Source organism: Cryobacterium sp. MP_3.1, from assembly GCF_035984795.1.
GTDB lineage: Bacteria > Actinomycetota > Actinomycetes > Actinomycetales > Microbacteriaceae > Cryobacterium > Cryobacterium zongtaii.
In genome coordinates, this window is sequence record NZ_JAXCHV010000002.1 from 182,057 (window position 1) to 200,734 (window position 18,678).

20 protein-coding genes are annotated in these 18,678 nt (G+C 70.1%); 17 read left to right on the plus strand and 3 right to left on the minus strand.

The genetic code is table 11. The features are described from left to right. Nucleotides 1–36 precede the first annotated feature (36 nt). The gene (locus tag RCH12_RS02410) at nucleotides 37–864 is read left to right on the plus strand and encodes an SGNH/GDSL hydrolase family protein (RefSeq protein ID WP_327015947.1); all 828 of its coding nucleotides are present in this window, start codon (nucleotides 37–39) and stop codon (nucleotides 862–864) included. A 9-nt stretch (nucleotides 865–873) separates the two neighbouring features. On the opposite strand, the gene RCH12_RS02415 is transcribed toward RCH12_RS02410, so the two are convergent. Together RCH12_RS02415 and RCH12_RS02420 are read right to left on the minus strand one after the other, a co-directional pair. Then, the gene (locus RCH12_RS02415; RefSeq protein ID WP_327015948.1) at nucleotides 874–1,128 is read right to left on the minus strand and encodes a hypothetical protein; all 255 of its coding nucleotides are present in this window, start codon (nucleotides 1,126–1,128) and stop codon (nucleotides 874–876) included. A 53-nt stretch (nucleotides 1,129–1,181) separates the two neighbouring features. Continuing rightward, complete coding sequence (locus RCH12_RS02420) at nucleotides 1,182–1,352, minus strand: multidrug transporter (protein WP_103432643.1); 171 nt, start codon at nucleotides 1,350–1,352, stop codon at nucleotides 1,182–1,184. Between the two features lie 60 nt (nucleotides 1,353–1,412). Between RCH12_RS02420 and RCH12_RS02425 the strand changes: the two genes are divergently transcribed. The 8 genes from RCH12_RS02425 (at nucleotide 1,413) to RCH12_RS02460 (ending at nucleotide 8,939) form a co-directional block, all read left to right on the plus strand. Beyond that, the gene (locus tag RCH12_RS02425; RefSeq protein ID WP_327015949.1) at nucleotides 1,413–2,399 is read left to right on the plus strand and encodes a Gfo/Idh/MocA family protein; all 987 of its coding nucleotides are present in this window, start codon (nucleotides 1,413–1,415) and stop codon (nucleotides 2,397–2,399) included. Between the two features lie 517 nt (nucleotides 2,400–2,916). Then, nucleotides 2,917–4,344 carry a D-alanyl-D-alanine carboxypeptidase/D-alanyl-D-alanine-endopeptidase gene (locus RCH12_RS02430; RefSeq protein ID WP_327015950.1) on the plus strand — a complete coding sequence of 476 codons (1,428 nt, stop codon included), beginning with the start codon at nucleotides 2,917–2,919 and terminating at the stop codon, nucleotides 4,342–4,344. Nucleotides 4,345–4,372: 28 nt separating this feature from the next. Continuing rightward, entirely contained in the window at nucleotides 4,373–4,969 is a 597-nt protein-coding gene (locus tag RCH12_RS02435; RefSeq protein ID WP_327015951.1) for an isochorismatase family protein, read from the plus strand. Nucleotides 4,970–5,173: 204 nt separating this feature from the next. Then, nucleotides 5,174–6,004, plus strand: coding sequence for a DUF4397 domain-containing protein (locus RCH12_RS02440; protein WP_103430385.1), 831 nt, complete (start codon nucleotides 5,174–5,176; stop codon nucleotides 6,002–6,004). 28 nt (nucleotides 6,005–6,032) lie between these two features. Next, nucleotides 6,033–6,806 (plus strand): class F sortase, encoded by a 774-nt coding sequence (locus RCH12_RS02445; RefSeq protein WP_327015952.1) that lies wholly within the window; start codon nucleotides 6,033–6,035, stop codon nucleotides 6,804–6,806. A 153-nt stretch (nucleotides 6,807–6,959) separates the two neighbouring features. Further along, nucleotides 6,960–7,535 carry an RNA polymerase sigma factor gene (locus RCH12_RS02450; protein WP_240632366.1) on the plus strand — a complete coding sequence of 192 codons (576 nt, stop codon included), beginning with the start codon at nucleotides 6,960–6,962 and terminating at the stop codon, nucleotides 7,533–7,535. Next, nucleotides 7,522–8,388: an anti-sigma factor domain-containing protein gene (locus tag RCH12_RS02455; RefSeq protein ID WP_327015953.1), complete on the plus strand. Its 867-nt coding sequence runs from the start codon at nucleotides 7,522–7,524 to the stop codon at nucleotides 8,386–8,388. Before RCH12_RS02450 ends, RCH12_RS02455 begins: the two co-directional genes overlap by 14 nt. Nucleotides 8,389–8,462: 74 nt before the next feature. Continuing rightward, on the plus strand, nucleotides 8,463–8,939 hold the full coding sequence (locus RCH12_RS02460; protein WP_327015954.1) for a hypothetical protein: 477 nt from the start codon (nucleotides 8,463–8,465) through the stop codon (nucleotides 8,937–8,939). A 17-nt stretch (nucleotides 8,940–8,956) separates the two neighbouring features. Here RCH12_RS02460 and RCH12_RS02465 read toward each other — a convergent pair whose 3' ends face one another. Then, a complete protein-coding gene (locus RCH12_RS02465) occupies nucleotides 8,957–10,186 on the minus strand; it encodes an amidohydrolase family protein (RefSeq protein WP_327015955.1) in 1,230 nt (409 codons plus the stop codon). Between the two features lie 105 nt (nucleotides 10,187–10,291). Between RCH12_RS02465 and RCH12_RS02470 the strand changes: the two genes are divergently transcribed. The 8 genes from RCH12_RS02470 to RCH12_RS02505 all read left to right on the plus strand — a co-directional run bounded on the left by RCH12_RS02470 (nucleotide 10,292) and on the right by RCH12_RS02505 (nucleotide 18,622). Beyond that, nucleotides 10,292–10,741 (plus strand): MarR family winged helix-turn-helix transcriptional regulator, encoded by a 450-nt coding sequence (locus RCH12_RS02470; RefSeq protein WP_327015956.1) that lies wholly within the window; start codon nucleotides 10,292–10,294, stop codon nucleotides 10,739–10,741. 73 nt (nucleotides 10,742–10,814) lie between these two features. Next, complete coding sequence (locus tag RCH12_RS02475) at nucleotides 10,815–12,296, plus strand: NAD-dependent succinate-semialdehyde dehydrogenase (RefSeq protein ID WP_327015957.1); 1,482 nt, start codon at nucleotides 10,815–10,817, stop codon at nucleotides 12,294–12,296. Nucleotides 12,297–12,404: 108 nt separating this feature from the next. Beyond that, nucleotides 12,405–13,202: a TrmH family RNA methyltransferase gene (locus RCH12_RS02480; protein ID WP_088455207.1), complete on the plus strand. Its 798-nt coding sequence runs from the start codon at nucleotides 12,405–12,407 to the stop codon at nucleotides 13,200–13,202. Nucleotides 13,203–13,360: 158 nt separating this feature from the next. Next, the gene (locus tag RCH12_RS02485; protein WP_088455208.1) at nucleotides 13,361–14,629 is read left to right on the plus strand and encodes an ammonium transporter; all 1,269 of its coding nucleotides are present in this window, start codon (nucleotides 13,361–13,363) and stop codon (nucleotides 14,627–14,629) included. A 110-nt stretch (nucleotides 14,630–14,739) separates the two neighbouring features. Further along, nucleotides 14,740–15,357, plus strand: coding sequence for a hypothetical protein (locus RCH12_RS02490; protein ID WP_327015958.1), 618 nt, complete (start codon nucleotides 14,740–14,742; stop codon nucleotides 15,355–15,357). 9 nt (nucleotides 15,358–15,366) lie between these two features. Continuing rightward, nucleotides 15,367–16,623 carry a thiolase family protein gene (locus tag RCH12_RS02495; RefSeq protein WP_327015959.1) on the plus strand — a complete coding sequence of 419 codons (1,257 nt, stop codon included), beginning with the start codon at nucleotides 15,367–15,369 and terminating at the stop codon, nucleotides 16,621–16,623. Beyond that, entirely contained in the window at nucleotides 16,623–17,435 is an 813-nt protein-coding gene (locus tag RCH12_RS02500) for an SDR family NAD(P)-dependent oxidoreductase (RefSeq protein ID WP_327015960.1), read from the plus strand. The genes RCH12_RS02495 and RCH12_RS02500 overlap by 1 nt, the downstream gene beginning before the upstream one ends. Nucleotides 17,436–17,650: 215 nt before the next feature. Beyond that, a complete protein-coding gene (locus tag RCH12_RS02505; RefSeq protein ID WP_198414931.1) occupies nucleotides 17,651–18,622 on the plus strand; it encodes a nucleoside hydrolase in 972 nt (323 codons plus the stop codon). Nucleotides 18,623–18,678 lie beyond the last annotated feature (56 nt).

The window sequence follows — 18,678 nt, forward strand, 5'->3', positions numbered from 1 at the left end:
GTTCGCGGGCTTGCGGCGGGCTCCTAAGCTGGGTGCATGGCAGAAGAGAGCGCCCCGACGAGTCCGCCCGCCGAAGGGCGCCGTCGGCGCCTGGTGCTGCTGGCCGCACTTCTGGTGCTTGTGATCGGCGGCATCGCCGCGGTGGTGGCAGCCGTGGTCGGCGCGGGCGCCGCATCCACCGCGTCGCTGGTGCCCACCTTGCCCCCGGCGACGCCGGCGCCCACCGCGTCCGCCCCGCCCACCGCATCCTCAGCGCCCACGGACGCGCCGCCGCCGCAGACCGACCCCGCCGTCGCCGTGTTCCTCGGCGATTCGTACACCCAGGGCTGGGGCGCCTCGAATCCGACCATGAAGTGGACGACCCTCGTGGCCTACGCCGCCGGTTGGACCGAGGTCAACGAGGGCCAGGGCGGCACCGGGTACGTCACCATGGCCGGGGTCGCCAGCTGCGGCCAGGACGACTGCCCCACCTACCCGGACCGGGTGGCCGACATCGTCGCCGCCGCCCCCGACGTCGTCGTGATCGCCGGTGGCCAGAACGACCGGTGGGCGCTCGCCACGGACCCGGAGTTGGTGCAGGCCGCCGTCGACAGGACGTTCAGCCTTCTCCGGGAGGGCCTGCCGAACGCCCGGCTCATCGCGGTGGGGCCGTCGACCGCCGAGCCGGCCACGGCCATGATCACCGATCTGGATGGCTGGGTGCGCGCCGCCGCGGACCGGGTCGACGCCGAGTACGTGAGTCTGCTCGACCCCGTGGTCATCCAGAGCGACATGGTGGTCTCCGACGGGGTGCACGTCAATGACGCCGGCCACCGGGCGATCGCGGACCGGGTGCTGGACACGGTTCTGACCCGCGCCGACTGACGGCGCCGGCTAGCGCGGCAGACGCCGGTCTTTGACCAGCAGCACCACGAAGACGTAGACGCCCACCAGCTGCCAGAGCGCTCGGAAGACCAGGTCGGTCGGGGAATTGCGCACCGCGAACTCGGGCCGGACGGCCGGCTGCGGTGGCTGGATCGGTAGCGGGGTGTCGAAGCGGGGCTCGGCCCGCCGTGGCGGGGTAAGCATGCGAGGCACGTCCCGCTGCTGCGGGGTCGTGCGCCGGGCCAGAAGCAGATTCTCGCTCACGGTCGTCAGCGTATGCGACCGCGATGACCGCTCGGCAAACGTCAGGTGACGGCTTACTCCTCGGTCTTGCCGGGCCGCACCGCGGCGGTGTCGGCCACATCGATGCGCTTCACGCCATCAGACTGTTCGTCCACGGTCACCCGCGGGGCCGCATCCGCTTCGCTGGCCTTGGGGGCGGTGGTGAGCTGGTCGTGGCGTTTTTCGTCGAAGGTCATTTCACTCATGACCGGCACAATAACATGCCGTTCTGGTGTGCGGCCGAGTGGGTTCGCTAGGCTCGCAGCATGACTGATGCACTCCGCTGGGGAATCCTGGCCACGGGCGGAATCGCCCACCAATTCGCCGGGGACCTCGTGAAGAACGGCTTCACCGTGCAGGCCGTCGGCTCCCGCAGCCAGGCATCAGCGGATGCCTTCGCCGCCGAATTCGGCATCCCCACCGCGCACCCCAGCTACGAGGCGCTCGTGGCCGACCCCGAGGTCGACATCATCTACGTGTCGACCCCGCACCCGTTCCACGCGGCCAACGCCACCCTGGCGCTGGAGGCCGGCAAGCACGTCCTGATCGAGAAGCCGATCACCCTCAACGCTGCCGAGGCGCGCGCCGTGGTGGCCCTGGCCGAGAGCAAGAACCTGCTCGTGCTCGAGGCCATGTGGACCCGCTTCCTGCCGCACATGGTGCGCATCCGCGAGATTCTCGCCGCCGGCAGCCTCGGCGACGTGCGCTCCCTGATCGCCGACCACACCCAGGACCTGCCCGACGACCCCGCCCACCGCATCAACTCGCTGGCACTGGGCGGCGGCGCGCTGCTCGACCTCGGCATCTACCCGGTGTCGTTCGCGTCGGCGCTGTTCGGCCCGCCCGAGACCGTCCTCGCCTCGGCCACCTTCAAGGCCACCGGGGTGGATGCCCAGATCGCCACGATCTTCCATTATCCGGGCGGCCAGATCGCGTCGCTGCTCTCCGCGAGCGACACCAAGGGGCCCAACACCGCCAGCATCCTCGGCACCGTGGGTCGCATCGACATCGACGAGGTCTGGTACTCGCCCACCTCGTTCCGCGTGTACAACAGCGCCAACGAGGTCGTCGAGACGTACGAGACGCCCGCAATCACCGGCCGGGGCATGCACTTCCAGGCCGCTGAAGCCGAACGGCTCGTGGCGGCGGGCCTGATCACCAGTGACCTGCTGACCACGAGCGAATCCGTACAGATCATGGAGACCCTCGACGCGATCCGCGCCCAGATCGGCTTGGTCTACCTCGGCGACTAGGGCTGGGGCGCGTAACCGATCTGTCCTGTGCGGTCGCGGCATGCTTTCTTCCTCGTGGCTGGTCTTGTTCACGGCGGCACACCCTAGAACCCGTGCCGCCGGGACTAACGCGTGCCGCCGGGACTAGCGCGTGCCGCCGGGACTAGCGCGTGCCGCGAGGGCGGGCATGGCCCGGCGGAGGTACGGCGCGGTCGGCGGTCCCGAGTTGCTGTCGCGGCATGCTTTCGTCCTCGTGGCTGGTCTTGTTCTCGGCGGCATGCCTTAGAACCCGTGCCGCCGGGACTAGCGCGTGCCGCGAGCACTAGCGCGTGCCGCGAGGCGGGGCGTAGACCGACGGAGGTAACGTGCGGTTGGATGGTTCGCGCTGCTGTCCTGGCGCACTTGTCTTTTCCACGGGCGCGCACCCAACCCGCGCGCAGCAACCCGTGCCGCGAAGCCTCAACCGACCAGCGCGGATGCGCCAGCCCGGACCCGGCGCTCTTGCCGGGCTCCCACCCCGGCTCGGTAACCTTCGTTGGTGGATACCCCCGAACCGTCCGTGCCTGAGCAGACCACGCGCACACCCCTGCGCCTGATCGTCGCCGCGGCCGTGGCCCTCGTGCTGCTCGGCGGGGGCGCCGTGTGGGCGGGCACGGCCAGCGGCAACGCCAAGCCGGTCGCCGTGGCCGCACCCGACGCATCCGCCGCGCCCGCGCCCACGCCCAGCCCCACCCCCGCCCCGACCAGGCCCGCCCCGACCCTCGCCACCGTCACCGCCCCGCTGCGCACCTGCTCGGTGGCCGGCCTTGCCGAGGACGAGCGGCTGGGCGAGTTCCAGGCCCAGGTGGTCAACGCCGAGACCGGCGAGATCCTCTTCGACCGGGGCGGCAGCACCGCATCCCGTGCGGCCAGCGTGCTCAAGGTGCTCACCTCCGCTGCCGCGCTGAGCGTGCTCGGCCCGGACTACCGCGCCACCACCACCGTGGTCGCCGGCAGCGAACCCGGCCAGGTGGTGCTCGTCGGCGGCGGTGACCTCACCCTCTCGAGCACCCCCAGCGGCGACGAGTCCTTCTACGCCGGCGCCGCGCACCTCGACGATCTCGCCGAACAGACCCGGGCGGCGATGGGCGGCACCGCGATCACCTCCGTGCTGCTGGACTCCAGCTACTTCGGCGACCCGGCCTGGGAGCCCAGCTGGGACCGCAAGGAACAGACTCAGGGGTACATGCCCGAGATCACGGCCCTGCAGGTGGACGGCGACCGGGACAACCCGTACAACAGCACCTCCGCCCGCAGCGACGACCCGGTGGCGCGGGCCGGCGCCGCGTTCGCCGACGAGCTCGGCGGCGACCCCGCACTCAGCGTCGGCACCGCCCCGGCCGGGGCCAGCCAGCTCGCCGCCGTGCAGTCCCAACCGGTGTCCAGCCTGATCCAGCAGTCCCTGATCGTCTCCGACAACGCGCTCGCCGAGATGCTCGCCCGCCTGGTGGCCGTGGAGAGCGGCACCGGCAACACCTTCGGCGCCATCCAGCCCGCCGTGCTCGCGGGACTGGCCGAGTACGGCATCGACACCACCGGCATCCGCATCAGTGACGGCTCCGGGCTCAGTGACAACAACGCTGTGCCACCCGGCTACCTCACCAAGCTGTTGCAGAAGATCAACGCCCGCGAGGGCAGCCTCGGCGTGATCTTCGACGGTCTGCCCGTCGTCGGCGGCAGCTCAGGCTCGCTCTCGTACAGCGACCGGTTCAGCGGCGACAACGCGGATGCCGATGGCGCCGTGTTCGCCAAGACCGGCTGGATCGACACCGGCTACACCCTCGCCGGCATCATCAAGGCCGGCGACGGCAGCACCCTTACCTTCGCCGTATACGCGCTGGGTGATGTGGGTGATAATGCGAAGCAGGCGATCGATACCATCACGACAGGGTTTTTCCGCTGCGGAAACAACCTCTCGAACACCTAAGTGACATTCAACCGACAGGAGTGCATCCGTGACCCGCGCACTGATCATCATCGACGTTCAGAACGACTTCACCGAGGGCGGTGCCCTCGCGGTTGACGGCGGGGCCGCCGTGGCCGGGGCGATCAGCGCCCTGCTGGCGGCGCATCCGAACACCTACGGGCACATCTTCGCCTCCCGTGACTGGCACGACGCCGAGGGCGGCAACAACGGCCACTTCGCGGTGGATGCCGAACCGGACTTCGTGGACACCTGGCCGGCGCACTGTGTCGCCGACACCACCGGCGCGGAGTACCACGCGGCTCTGACGCTGCCGGAGTCGACGGTGCACATCCTCAAGGGGCAGGGCCAGCCGGGCTATTCGATCTTCGAGGGCGTCGACGGGGCGGGCGAGAAGTTCGGCGAGCTGCTCATCGCCGCCGGCGTGACACATGTGGACCTGGTCGGCCTGGCCACCGACTTCTGCGTGCGCGCCTCGGGGCTCGATGCCCTCGAGCACGGCCAGCAGGTGCGGGTGTTCACCGACCTCATCGCCGGGGTGGCGCCGGAGTCCAGCGAGCAGGCCCTGGCCGAACTCGCCCACGCCGGTGCGGTGCTGGCCACCTCGGAGGTCGTCGAGCAGGCCTGAGGCGCGCATCCGCATCCACCGGCGACGTGCCGGAATGTGCCCCTTCGCGAGCGTCGAAGGGGCACTTTGGTGCAACTGGATGCGAAGCCCGCTGCTTGAGAAATTTTCTCGGCAGGGTGCATCCGAATGAGGGGGTCCTCCAGAAGTAACGGGTAACGGGAAACCGACAGGTTCCCGATCTCGTTCCACTGACTGGAGGAAACCATGCGCAAGACCATCACCGTCGGCATCGCAGCCGGCGCCCTTGTCGCCCTGGCGGGAATCGCCCCGGCGAACGCCGCCACCGACGTCGCCCAGCTCTCCGTGCTGCACGGGGTACCCGGCCTCACCGTCGACGTGTACGTGAACGACGCCCTCACCCTGGACAACTTCGAACCCGGCGACATCGCCGGCCCGCTCGAGCTGCCCGCGGGCACCTACACCGTGGCGATCACGGCATCGGATGCCGCGGACGCGAGTTCGCCGGCCATCGGTCCGGTCGACCTCCCGTTGGAGGCGGGCAAGAACTACACCGCCGCCGCGCACCTCGACGCGGCCGGGGCACCCACCGCGACCCTGTTCACCAACGACATCAGCACCGTCGGCGCCGGCGAAGGCCGACTCACGGTGCGTCACGTCGCCGCGGCCCCCGCCGTGGACGTGCTCGCCGGCGGCACCGCGGTGATCACCAACCTGAGCAACCCCGACGAGTCCATGCTGACCCTGCCGGCCGGCACGGTGTCGGCCTCCGTGGCCGCGACCGGAACCACCGACCCGGTGATCGGCCCGGCCGACGTGAACGTGGCCGAAGGAACCAACACCATCGTGTACGCCTGGGGCAGCCTGACCGACAGCAACCTGGCCCTCGCGGTGCAGACCATCGATGGGCTGCACTCCAACCCCGACGGCGTCCCCGCCGGCAGCGCTGGCCTGGTGGCAACCAACCAGCCCGGTAACAGCTCCGGCCTGTGGTTCGGCGGAGCGGCCATCGCCCTGGTGCTGATCATCAGCGCGGCGGCGGTCTATGGCACCCGGCGCGCCGAGGCGCGGCAGTAACGGGCCGTCGACAAGGAAGGTGCGGGTCATGGTGAGCCTGTTCGGGTGGCCCACTGTGACCCGCGCCGTGGTCGGTCCGGTCCTGGCGGGTGGGCTGATGCTGGGCCTGCTCAGCGGATGCGCCGCCCCGTCCTCGGGGATCGGCGGCACTGATCCTGCCGCCGGTGGGTTCACCGGTCTGGGCGGTCCCGCCTCCGCCGGGCTGCCGGGAGGACTGCCGTGGGCCGGCCGCACCGGGCAGGAACCGTCAATCTCGGCTCCGGCCCGGGTGCCGTCGCCGGCTCCGATTCCGCCGCCGGCGGTACCGGATGTGCCGCGCCGGTCCGCGGACCTGGCCGGGCTGGCCGGCCCGGTCAGCGCTCCGGTACGGGTGCGGGTGCCCGCGTTGGGCATCGACATGCCGATCGAGGCCGTCGGCCTGGCCGAGGACGCGGCCATGGCCCTGCCGGCGAACCCCGCCGTCGCCGCCTGGTACCGGTACGGCGCCGGCCCCGCCAGCCCGGCCGGCGCCACCGTCGTCGCCGCGCACGTGGATTCCCCCGTCTACGACATCGGCCCGTTCGCCCTGCTGGCCGACGCTCCGGCGGGCACCGAGATCGTGTTGGAGACTGCCGACGGCGGCGCGCACCGGTACACAGTGGCATCCGTCGACAGCGTGGAAAAGCCGGCGGTACCGTGGGCGAGCGTGTTTGACAGGTCCGGTCAGCCGCGGCTCACACTGGTGACCTGCGGCGGCGAGTTCGACTACGACGCCCGACGGTACCTGTCCAACGTGATCGTGACGGCGGTGCCGGCGCCATGAACGTGAGTCGGACCCTACCGCCCGAACGGGGCGTGCGTACAGAGGCCGGGGGTGGTTATGCTGGTCGCACTCGCGGGCCGGTTCGATCGGGTCGTGAGTGCTGAGATGGACACCCGCACCACACGGTACCGATCCCGGAGGCAGCACGTTGACGTGAGCACCCCCTTTGCGAACAGCACCGACGATGATCGTGACCAGGCCCACCTGATCGCGGGGTTTCGCGCGGGCGACGAACACGCCCTCGCCGAGGCCTACGCGCGCTGGTCGTCGCTGGTGTACACCCTGGCGGTGCGCTCGCTCGGCGACACCGGTGAGGCCGAAGACGTGACGCAGAAGGTGTTCATCGCCGCGTGGCGCGGCCGGCACGGGTTCGACGAGGGTCGGGCGGCGTTGCCCGCCTGGATCGTGGGCATCGCCCGGCATACCATCGCCGACGCGCACGACGCCCGCGCCCGGCGGCGGCGCCTCGAACAGTCCCTCGTGGACGAGGCCGACCTGTACACGGTTGATGAGTCCGCCGACGTGGCCGAGCGGCTGCTGATCGGCGAGGAGCTCAACCGCCTCGAACCGGTGCCGCAACGTGTGATGCGACTCGCGTTCTACGAGGACCTCACCCACGTGCAGATCGCCGATAGCCTCGGATTGCCGCTCGGCACCGTGAAAAGTCATATCCGCCGCAGCCTTACCCGCTTGCGCACTCGATTGGAGGCGAACGATGACGCATCTTGACCGCGACACGCTCGCCCTCGTCGCGCTCGCCGAGCTCGACCTCACTCCCGCCGAACGCGAGCACCTGGCCGCCTGCCCGGGCTGCGTCGGCGAGCTGGATGCGCTGCGCCGCACCGTCTTGATCGGCCGCAGCGCCGGCAGCGTCGAGCTGGTCGAACCCGCGGATGCCGTCTGGGGCCGCATCCACTCGGCCCTCGGCTTCTCCGCCGCGGTGGCTGCGCCGCCGCGGCTGGCGGAGGTCGACCTCGCGGCGGCCGGTCTGGCCGGCGGGGACCTGGCCGGCGGCGACCTGACAAAGCACACGACCCCTGGTGTCGGACCTGCCGCGGGCGCCGCGAGCGGGACAGAGCGCCCTGGCGCCGAACCGGCAGGAGAGCCGGCGCCCGTTGTGCAGCTGGACCAGCACCGGCGCCGTCGCGTCTGGCTGCCCGTGGCCGCGGCGGCCTGCGCGGTCGGCATCGTCGGCGGCATCGTGGGCGGGGTCTGGTGGCAGTCGACCCGCGAACCGGCCGCGGAGACCGTACTCGCCCAGGCACAACTGGACGCGCTGCCCGGCTGGACGGCCAGCGGTAGTGCCTCGGTGGAGGAGTCCGCGGACGGGCGCCGCGAGGTCGTGGTGGACCTGGCCGACGATGCCGGCAACGAGGGGCTGCGCGAGGTGTGGCTGGTCACCGCCGACGCCACCGGGCTGGTCAGTGTGGGGCTGCTCGACGGCGCGACCGGCCGGTTCAGCCTCCCGGCGGACCTCGACCTGGCCGAGTTCCCGGTGGTGGACGTCTCGGCCGAACCCGCCGACGGCAACCCGGCCCACTCGGGTGACTCGATAGTGCGCGGCACCCTGACCGGCCTGTAGCCCGCACCGCGACTGATGTCGCGCCACCCGGGCGGGGGATTGTGACCCGCACGCCGGGGGATCAGGATGGCGATATGGCGTCCCATCCCGCATCCGTTCGCCCCGCCGTGCCCGGCACCGACCGGCCCCGGCCACGTCGCCTGTGGTGGCTGGCGCTGCTGGTCATGGGCTGGTTCAACCTGTTGTCAGCGCTGGGCGGCGGGCTCGGCCTGATCGTGGGCAACGGGATGGGGATGCCGATGAGCTGGCTCGTCGGCACCCCGTTCGACTCCTACGTGATCCCCGGGTTCATCCTGCTGGTGGTCATCGGCGGCACGCAGGCGCTCGCCGTGCTCGGGCAGCACGGGCGGCAGCCCTGGTACACCGCCGCGGCCGGGGTCGCCGGCTTCGGCATGATCATCTGGATCTACGTGGAGGTCGCACTGCTGCCGGTGTATTCATTCCTGCACACGCTCTATTTCGTGTCGGGGACGTTGCAGCTGATTGCCCTCCTGCTGTGCCTGGGCATCCTGCCCTCCGACCGTCGCGTCGCCGCCGAGCCCCTGGAGTGACGCACCCGCCGTCGTGATCAGACGGCGGCTGTTCCGTTCCGCCACACCGAACGGATGGAGAGCGTGTCGGAGATGTTGGTTGTCGGGTCCCCGTCGACGAGCAACAGGTCGGCCCGCAGACCCTCGGCAATCCGGCCGCGGTCGCTGAGCCCGAAGCGTCGGGCGGGGGTGGATGTCGCCGCAGTGAGGGCCTGGGTGGGGGTCAGCCCGGCCTGCACGAGGAGCTGGAGTTCGTGGTGCACGCTGGCTCCGTGGGCGAGTCCGCCCAGGAACGGCACGGCAACGGATGCGTCGGTTCCCACGATCAGGTCGACATCGGCCTCGTGCAGGGCCTTCACCGACGCGAGCACGTCACCGAGCCGGCCCTGCGGGTAGCGGTCGAAGCTGGCCTGGATGGTGGTGAGCCATTCGGGGCTCAGCTTCGTGTGTACCCGGGGGTCCCCAGCGAATTCCGCGCCGCTGATGCCCATCATGGATGCGTTCAGGACCACACAGGCGACCACGAAAGCACCCGATTCGGCGATGGCATCGATGATCTCCGGGGTATGCGGGCGGTCCATGAACAGGTGCGCCAGCCCGTCAATGCCGGCGTCGATGGCCATCCGGGTGGCGTCGACGGTGAGCGCATGCGCAACGGTGAGCGCGCCAAAGCGATGTGCTTCCGCGACACCGGCGTCGAGGGTGGCCTGATCCAGGATGGGCAGTCCGGGGTGGCCCTCGACGCTGCCGTCGTCGACCATGAACTTGATGTAGTCCGACCCGCCGGCCAGCAGCTGGGGGATGAACGCGACGGCCTCGGCCGGCGTCGTGGAGAACGGCATCACGAAGGCCGGGGCTCCGTCGGCCGGCTCCGGGTCGTCGTCGTCGGTGGGGCGGTCGCCCTTGGGGAAGAGCTCGCTGGGGTGGCCACCGGGGGGAGTGATCCCGAAGCCGGCCGAGCGCACATCCGCCAGCGTGTCGTCGGCGGAGATGTGCGCGCGATTGAACCTGGTCGACGTGCCCTGCATCTCCAGCTCGGTGGTCACGCCGAAGGCCAGAGCGAGCCTGAGCGAGTCCGGCGAGGTGTGCACGTGAGCGTCGATCAGGCCGGGGAGCAGGGTCGCGCCCGTCGCATCGACGATCTGTGCCCCGGCCGGGACGGGCCCGCCGACGCCGACGATTGTGGACCCGTCGATGATGACGGTCTGATTCTCGGTGGTGTTCTCACCGTCGAAAACACGTGCATGGATGATGGCGGTGACGGACACGAGGTCTCCTTTGATGTTCTGCGGCAGCTCAAATGGATGCGCACTCACAAGTATGTGCATAACAGCATGGATATGCAAACACGCATGTAAGGCTAGACTCGGGGTGTGGATCCGAACAAAACCCCAGACGCTCTCCTCGATGACGTCGGTGCCGCGTTCTCGCGCCTGCGCCGCCGCACGAATCAAGCGCTGACCGACCACGGTATGACCAAGCGCGACCTCACCCGCAACCTCATCATCAACGTGGTCGACGAAGCAGACGGGGAGATGACTGTCGGTGCCGTCGCCGACCAGCTGAACGTGGATCCGTCGGTCGCGAGCCGCATGGTCACCGACTGCATTGATTCCGGCTACCTCCAGCGCGCCGCATCCGCTGCCGACGGGCGCCGGACCGTGCTGAGACTGGCGCCGGCAGGTGTCGAGCTCCGCGATCGTTTCAGCCGCCTGCAACGCGAGACCTTCGAACAGATCACCTCGGCCTGGACCGACGCCGATCGTCTCGAGCTCGCGCGGCTCCTGACCCGGTACGCCGACGACAGCGGTCGGTACGCCTGACAATCGCCGTCGATTCGGGGTCCGGCCGGGGCACCCGAGTAGATTGAGGTCGACGACTTCACAGGAGGCATTTGTGGCGCACGTAACCGAAGCAGAACTACTCCAGCACGTCCCCAACGAGCTGTTCATCAACGGGCAGTGGGTGCCCGCCGCCGACGGGAACACCCTTTCCGTGCACGATCCGTCCACGGGCAAGGTGATCAAGACCATCGCCGACGCCGGCGTCGCCGACGGTCTGGCCGCCCTCGACGCCGCGGTCGAAGCCCAGGAGGCCTGGGCCGCCACCCCGCCGCGGGTGCGCGGCGAGGTGCTGCGCCGCAGCTTCGAACTGCTGCAGGAACGCAAGCACGAGTTCGCGCTGCTGATGACCTTGGAGATGGGCAAGCCCCTCGCCGAGGCCTACGGAGAGGTCGGCTACGGCGGCGAGTTCCTGCGCTGGTTCAGCGAGGAAGCCGTGCGCATCACCGGCCGCTACGGCACCAGCCCCGAGGGCACCGGGCGCATGATCGTGTCGCAGCACCCGGTCGGACCCAGTTTCCTGATCACCCCGTGGAACTTCCCGCTGGCTATGGCGACCCGCAAGATCGCGCCAGCGCTCGCGGCCGGCTGCACCGTCGTGATCAAGCCCGCCGAGCTCACCCCGCTCACCACGCTGTACCTGGTCAAGCTGTTCGAGGAGGTGGGCCTGCCCGCCGGTGTGGTGAACGTGCTCACCACCTCTACGTCGGCGGCCGTGTCCGCGCCCATCATCGCCGACCCCAGATTGCGGAAGCTGAGCTTCACCGGCTCCACGGGCGTCGGCCAGAAGCTCATCCAGCAGTCCGCGCAGAACGTGCTGCGCACCTCGATGGAGCTCGGCGGCAACGCCCCGTTCCTGGTCTTCGAGGACGCCGACATGGACCGCGCCGTCGAGGGCGCCCTGGCCGCGAAGTTCCGCAACGTGGGCCAGGCCTGCACCGCCGCCAACCGGTTCATCGTGCAGGCATCCGTCGCCGAGGAGTTCGCCCGCCGGGTCACCGAGGCCGTCACCGACTTCACCGTGGGCCGCGGCACCGAGACCGGCGTCAAGATCGGCCCGCTGATCAACGCGGATGCCGTGGCCAAGGCCGACACCCTCGTGCAGGACGCCCTCGGCCGCGGCGCGACCCTACTCACCGGCGGGCGCGCCCTGGACCGGGCCGGCACCTTCTATGAGCCCACCGTGATCAGCGGGGTGAAGCCGGGCAGCGCCATCCTGCGCGAAGAGATCTTCGGACCGGTGCTCTCGATCGTGCCCTTCGACGACGAAGACGATGCCGTGCGCATCGCCAACGACACCGAATTCGGGTTGGTCAGCTACGTGTACACCCAGGATCTCGCCCGCGGGCAGCGCATGATCGAGCGGCTGCAGACGGGCATGATGGGGCTGAACATGGGCGTGGTCTCCAACGCGGCCGCCCCGTTCGGCGGGGTCAAGCAGTCCGGCCTCGGCCGGGAGGGCGGTTCAGAGGGCATCCACGAGTACCTCTCCACCAAATACACCCTCACCCCCGACCCCTTCGCCGACTACGACTAGACAAGATCTCGCGAAAGCGGTCACACGGTCACCTCAGCGGGCTGAGGCAACCAGGTGACCGCTTTCGCGCACGGTTTTGGGCGGGGTGGGCGTCGGTAGGCTTTTGGGGTGCCGATAATCGAGATTCATGAGCTGAGCGACCCACGGTTGGCCGACTACACCCAGTCCACGGATGTGGCGCTCAAGAAGGCGCGCGGCACCGAACACGGCCTGTACATCGCCGAGTCCGCGCTGGTGCTCGAGCGGGCGCTGCGGGCGGGGCACCGGCCGCGGTCGGTGCTCACCCTGGCGAACACCCTCGACGAGGCCCGGGCTCTCGTCGGCGACGACGTGCCGGTGTTCGTGGGCGCGGGGGAGCTGCTCACGGAGCTCACCGGTTACGTGCTGCACCGTGGCCTGATCGCCGCGATGCACCGGCCCGTGTTGCCGGACCCGGCGGCGCTGCTGTCGGATGCCCGGCGCATCCTGATTCTGGAGAACGTCACCGACCCCACCAACGTCGGTGCCATCTTCCGCTCCGCCGGCGCGATCGGCGCTGATGCGATCCTGGTCACCCCGCGCTGCTCCGACCCGTTCTACCGTCGGGCCATCCGGGTGTCGATGGGTACCGTGCTGCAGGTGCCGTGGACCCGGGTGGGTGACTGGCCCAGCACCCGGCGGCTGCTCACCGAGCACGGCTTCCACGTCGCCGCCCTGGCGCTCACCCCGGATGCGGTGAGCCTGCGCGACTTCCACGGCGACCAGCACGCCAGGCTGGCGTTGCTGCTCGGCGCGGAGGGGGAGGGGCTCACCGACGAGGCGCTCGCCGCGGCGGACGCCGTGGTGCAGATCCCGATGAAACACGGCATCGACTCCCTTAACGTGGCGGCGGCCAGCGCCGTCGCGATGTGGGCACTTTCCAGCTGACTCTCGCCGACCTCTGAGCCTCACGTCATCTGTTGTTTACACAGGGGCGCTCTCTGCAACGTGTTCGAAACAGAGCTTTGCCGAGGGTGTAACACAGCCCTGTCAGGGTATGTCTTACCCGACGCGAGCCGCTGCGTCCGTGCAGAGAGGTTTTTCCAATGGATCAAGGCAATACAGCTTTCTTGCTGATTTCCGCAGCGTTCGTCCTGCTCATGACCCCAGGACTCGCGTTCTTCTACGGGGGGCTGGTCAAGGCCAAGAGCGTCATCAGCATGATGATGATGAGCTTCGGCGCCCTCGGGCTGATCGGCGTGCTCTGGGTCATCTACGGCTACGCGATCGCGTTCCCGGCATCCGAAGGCACCGTCGCGCCGTGGGCGATCGACTGGTCCAACATCGGCCTGACCGCCGCGCTGGAAACCCCTGAGGGCGCGATGTACCCGCCGCTGGCCTTCGTCGCGTTCCAGGCCACCTTCGCCATCATCACGGTCGCGCTGATCTCCGGCGCCATCGCCGACCGCGCCAAGTTCGGTTCCTGGATGATCTTCGCCGCGATCTGGGCGACGGTCGTCTACTTCCCGGTCGCCAGCTGGGTCTTCAACTTCGGCCTGGCCGAGGACGGCAGCTTCTCCTACGGCGGCTGGATCACCCACGGCCTGCAGTCGGTCTTCGGCCTCGGCGCGATCGACTTCGCCGGTGGTACCGCGGTGCACATCAACGCCGGTGCCGCAGCCCTCGCCCTCGCCCTGGTGCTCGGCAAGCGGGTCGGCTTCCAGAAGGGCGTGCACGTTCCGCACAACCCGCCCTTCGTGCTCCTCGGCGCCGGTCTGCTCTGGTTCGGGTGGTTCGGTTTCAACGCCGGTTCCGAGCTGGCCGCCGACGGAACCGCGGCCCTCGCGTTCGTCAACACCATCGCTGCACCCTCTGCCGCCCTGCTCGCCTGGCTCGTGGTCGAAAAGATCCGCGACGGCAAGCCCACGTCGGTCGGTGCCGCATCCGGCGCCGTCGCCGGACTCGTCGCAATCACCCCGGCCTGTGCCTCCCTGCAGCCGATCTGGGCCATTGTGCTCGGTGTCCTCGCCGGTGCGGTCTGCGCCATCGCTGTGGACCTCAAGTTCAAGCTGGGCTTCGATGACTCGCTCGACGTCGTGGGCATCCACCTCGTCGGCGGCCTGATCGGCACGCTCTACCTCGGCTTCTTCGCCAACGGCACCGGCCTGTTCCTGGGCGGCGACGGCACCCAGCTGCTCGTCCAGGCCATCGCGGCCTTCTCCGTTCTCGCCTACTCGTTCGTCCTCGCCTTCGGCATCGCCTTCGCGATCGAGAAGACGATCGGCTTCCGCGTGAAGAACGAAGACGAGATCGCCGGCATCGACTCCGTGATGCACGGTGAAGAGGGCTACGTCCTCGTCGACAGCAAGGCCTGAGTACCGGTCCTTCGTAACACCGAGATGTGCTGGATGGTTGAAATGCGAACCATCCAGCACATCTTTGTGTCGGCTCCCGGCGGGCCGGGCCGGCCCGACCGTGACGACCGATGAGCATCCCGGCAGAAGAGGATGACGGCGTGGAGGCGGACCAGTCTCCGCCCCGCGTCATCCGGTTCGCCGACCTGCCCCGCCAGCCCCTGGACCAGGGGAGGGGTAGCGCCCGCGAGATCTGGGCCGATCTTGACCACGACCTGACGCTGCGCTGGCAGCTCCGCGTGGTCGAGATCAAAGACTCCACCGGCCTGCTGGTCGGACCCATTGGCACCCACCACTATGTGGTCGGCCTCGCCGGCCCGCAAGTTGCGGTGCGCAATAACGAATCGAACCGGGTCCTGCGCCGCGCGCACGTCATGCCGGTGCGCTCCGCCACGGTGTGTTTCGAACGGCCCAAACTCAGGCCGCCAGGGGCGAGTTCCCTCGTCGTCCTGACCTTCGCCGGCGCCGCCGAACCGCCCGAGTTCAGCATCCGCACGCTAACGCCCCAGGCCGAACTGCCTGCCGGGGCTCAGCTGCTGCTCGCGTTGCGCGGCACCGTGCGGGTGAACGGGGCCGAGGCCGCGCCCGGGTCGGCGCTGCTGCTGGATGCGACCCGGAGCCATCGTCCGCAGGGCGTGTCTGCGCACGTGCTCACCGTGCATCGGCCGGGATCTCACCAGGACCCATAGGCTGGAGCCATGAGCAATGATGCTGTCATCGTCGATGTTGTCCGCACCCCGTCCGGCCGGGGTAAGCCCGGCGGTGCGCTCTCCGGGGTGCACCCGGCCGACCTGCTCGCCGGGGTGCTGAAGGACCTGGTCAACCGCAATAACCTTGACCCGGCCCTGGTCGACGACGTGATCGGCGGATGCCTCACCCAGGTGGGTGAGCAGAGCACCAACATCACCCGCACCGCGCTGCTCAGCGCCGGGTTTCCCGAATCGGTGCCCGGCACCACCATCGACCGGCAGTGCGGCTCCAGCCAGCAGGCCGCCACCTTCGCCGCGCAGGGTGTGCTCGCCGGCAGCTATGACATCGTCATCGCCTGCGGGGTCGAATCGATGAGCCGCATCCCGCTGGGTTCCGCGGGCGGACCCACCCCGGCCGGCGGCTCCGACGCGGCCGGCCGCTCCGAAGGCTGGGGCTCGCCAGCATCCGCGATCATCAGCCAGGACCCGCACGGCCGCCTGATGCACGCCCGCTACCCGCAGGGCCTGGTCGGTCAGGGCGTCTCCGCCGAGCTGATCAGCGCCAAATGGGGTCTCACCCGCACCGAACTCGACACGTACGCCGCCCGCTCACACCGGCTCGCCGCCGAGGCCGCCGCGCGAGGCGACTTCGATGCGACGCTGCTGCCGGTCACCCTGCCCGACGGCCGCCAGGTCATCGGCGACGAGACCATCCGGCGGCGCAGCACCGTCGAGACCCTCGCCGAGCTGCCGCTGGCATTCCGCACCGACGAGCTCGCCGCCCGGTTCCCCGAGGTGGACTGGCAGATCACCGCCGGCAACTCCTCGCCCCTCACCGACGGCGCCTCCGCCGCCCTGATCATGAGCGCCAGCCGCGCCGCCGCGCTCGGCCTCACCCCCCAGGCTCGGTTCCACAGCTTCGCGGTCACCGGCAGTGACCCGCTGCTGATGCTCACCGGCGTGATCCCCGCCACCCGGCGCATCCTGGCCCGCACCGGCCTCGGCATCGACGACCTCGCCGCCTACGAGGTCAACGAGGCCTTCGCCTGCGTGCCGCTGGTCTGGCAGCGCGAACTGCGCGCCGACGTCGAGAAGCTCAACGCCAGCGGCGGCGCGATCGCCCTCGGTCACGCTTTGGGGTCCTCGGGCACCCGGCTGCTGGGCACCCTGCTCGGCACCCTCGAGTCCGGCGGCGGTCGCTACGGCCTGCAGACCATGTGCGAGGGCGGCGGCATGGCCAACGCCACCATCATCGAACGACTCTGATGCGCATAAACGGATGCTCCGCACTCGTCACCGGCGCCGCCTCCGGCCTCGGACTGGCCACCGCGCGGGCCCTGCACGAGGCCGGTGCACACGTCGTGCTGTTCGACCTCGCGAGTTCGGCGGGCCCAGAGCGGGCGGCCGAGCTGACTGCGGCGCCAGGTTCTGCACCGCGGTCGCCGATATTCCTGCCGGGGGATGTCACCGTGGAGACCGATGTGCAGGCCGCGGTCGAGGCCGCCGGAGCCGTGGCCCCACTGCGGATCGTGGTCAACTGTGCAGGCATCGCGCCCGCGGCGCGCACCGTCGGCCGGCAGGGCCCGATGGCCTTGGCCGACTTCGAACGGGTGCTGCGGGTGAACCTCCTCGGCACTTTCAACGTGGTGCGCCTGGCTGCCGCGGCCATGCAGGCCACCGAGCCGGTGGACGCTGTGGGAGCAACCGCGGCGGGTGGCACCCCGGAGCGGGGCGTCATCGTGAATACGGCATCCGTCGCCGCGTTCGACGGCCAGATCGGTCAGGCGGCCTATGCCGCATCGAAGGGCGGGGTCTCGGCGATGACCTTGCCGTTGGCTCGGGAGTTCGCGCGCTCGCTCATCCGGGTCGTGACCATCGCGCCCGGACTGTTCGACACCCCGTTACTGCAGGGCCTGCCCGCCGAAGCCCGGGCGTCGTTCGGCGCCCAGGTGCCGCATCCGGCCCGGCTCGGCGACCCCGCCGAGTACGCCGCCCTGGTGCGCCACATCGTGGAGAACCCGATGCTCAACGGCGAGACCATCCGCCTGGACGGCGGCATCCGGATGGCGCCGCAGTAGCCGCACCGGTTCTCGTGGCACGCCGTTGTCCCGGCGGCACGACGCGAGTGCGGTGGCACGTGGCATTTCCGGTGGCAGGTGTTCTCCCACCTGCCGCGATCCCCAACACGTGCCGCGGGATCGACCCCGTGCCGCGACCCCGAACACGTGCCGCGAGCCGCACCGCCGCGACCACTACACTCGTCAGAAATACCCCCTCAGGGAAGGTGCCGGCGTTGACCTCATTCGAGACCGAGCTGCGCCGGGTCGTGCAACCGCGCGCCCGAGTGATCATCGACAACGACTTCTCCGGCGATCCCGACGGCCTGGTGCAGCTGGCCCACCACGTCCTGTCGCCCTCCGTGGAGATCCGCGCGATCATCGGGTCGCACCTCAGGCCCGGCGACCCGTTCGACCCGTCCGAGCAGACCGCCGACAACGCCGCAGAGGCCGCCCGCACCGTGCTCGAGCTGCTCGGCCGCGCCGGCACGATCCCCGTGCTGGCCGGGTCCAACCTGGGCATGACCGACCCGCTCTCGCCGGTTCGCTCCGCGGCTACGGATGCGATCATCGCCGAGGCCATGCGCACCGACACCGATCTGCCGCTGTTCGTGGCCTGCGGGGCCGGGCTCACCGAGATCGCCAGCGCGTACCTGTTCGAGCCGCGCATCGCGACCCGGCTCACCCTGGTCTGGATCGGCGGGCCGGAGCACGACGGCCTGGCCGTGCCGCCGCCCGGAACGCACGGCCCGGAATACAACCTGGCCATCGACATCTCCGCCGCCCGGGTGATCTTCGACTCCTTCATGCCGATCTGGCAGGTGCCCCGGGATGCGTACCGGCAGGCGCTTTTCTCCTGGGCCGAGCTGCTCACGGATGTTCGACCGCACGGCGCCATCGGATCGCACCTCTACGACGCCCTCGCGGGGGTTGCCGCGATAGTCGGCGCCGACGGCCCGCCGCTCGGCGAGACGTACATCCTGGGCGACAGCCCGCTCGTGCTGCTGACTGCGCTGCAGTCCTCGTTCGCGGCGGACCCCTCGTCGAGTGCGTACGTCACCCGCACGGTGCCGCGCATCCGCGCCGACGGGTCGTACGACTTCATCCCGCGGCAGGGTCCCCGGCCGATGCGGGTGTACACCCGGCTCGACCTGCGGCTGTTGTTCTCCGACTTCACCGCCAAGCTCGCCGCCCACGCCGCGGGCTGACGGACCCGCGTCGCCGCCAACTGTTCCCCGTGCGGACAATTGTGGCCGGCACACCG

Excerpts from the sequence above, each read along its gene's own strand:
- RCH12_RS02410 (WP_327015947.1), top strand. The coding sequence starts at position 37 with ATGGCAGAAGAGAGCGCCCCGACGAGTCCGCCCGCCGAAGGGCGCCGT.
- RCH12_RS02420 (WP_103432643.1), bottom strand. The coding sequence starts at position 1,352 with ATGAGTGAAATGACCTTCGACGAAAAACGCCACGACCAGCTCACCACC.
- RCH12_RS02425 (WP_327015949.1), top strand. The coding sequence starts at position 1,413 with ATGACTGATGCACTCCGCTGGGGAATCCTGGCCACGGGCGGAATCGCC.
- RCH12_RS02440 (WP_103430385.1), top strand. The coding sequence starts at position 5,174 with ATGCGCAAGACCATCACCGTCGGCATCGCAGCCGGCGCCCTTGTCGCC.
- RCH12_RS02445 (WP_327015952.1), top strand. The coding sequence starts at position 6,033 with ATGGTGAGCCTGTTCGGGTGGCCCACTGTGACCCGCGCCGTGGTCGGT.
- RCH12_RS02455 (WP_327015953.1), top strand. The coding sequence starts at position 7,522 with ATGACGCATCTTGACCGCGACACGCTCGCCCTCGTCGCGCTCGCCGAG.
- RCH12_RS02460 (WP_327015954.1), top strand. The coding sequence starts at position 8,463 with ATGGCGTCCCATCCCGCATCCGTTCGCCCCGCCGTGCCCGGCACCGAC.
- RCH12_RS02485 (WP_088455208.1), top strand. The coding sequence starts at position 13,361 with ATGGATCAAGGCAATACAGCTTTCTTGCTGATTTCCGCAGCGTTCGTC.
- RCH12_RS02490 (WP_327015958.1), top strand. The coding sequence starts at position 14,740 with ATGAGCATCCCGGCAGAAGAGGATGACGGCGTGGAGGCGGACCAGTCT.
- RCH12_RS02495 (WP_327015959.1), top strand. The coding sequence starts at position 15,367 with ATGAGCAATGATGCTGTCATCGTCGATGTTGTCCGCACCCCGTCCGGC.
- RCH12_RS02500 (WP_327015960.1), top strand. The coding sequence starts at position 16,623 with ATGCGCATAAACGGATGCTCCGCACTCGTCACCGGCGCCGCCTCCGGC.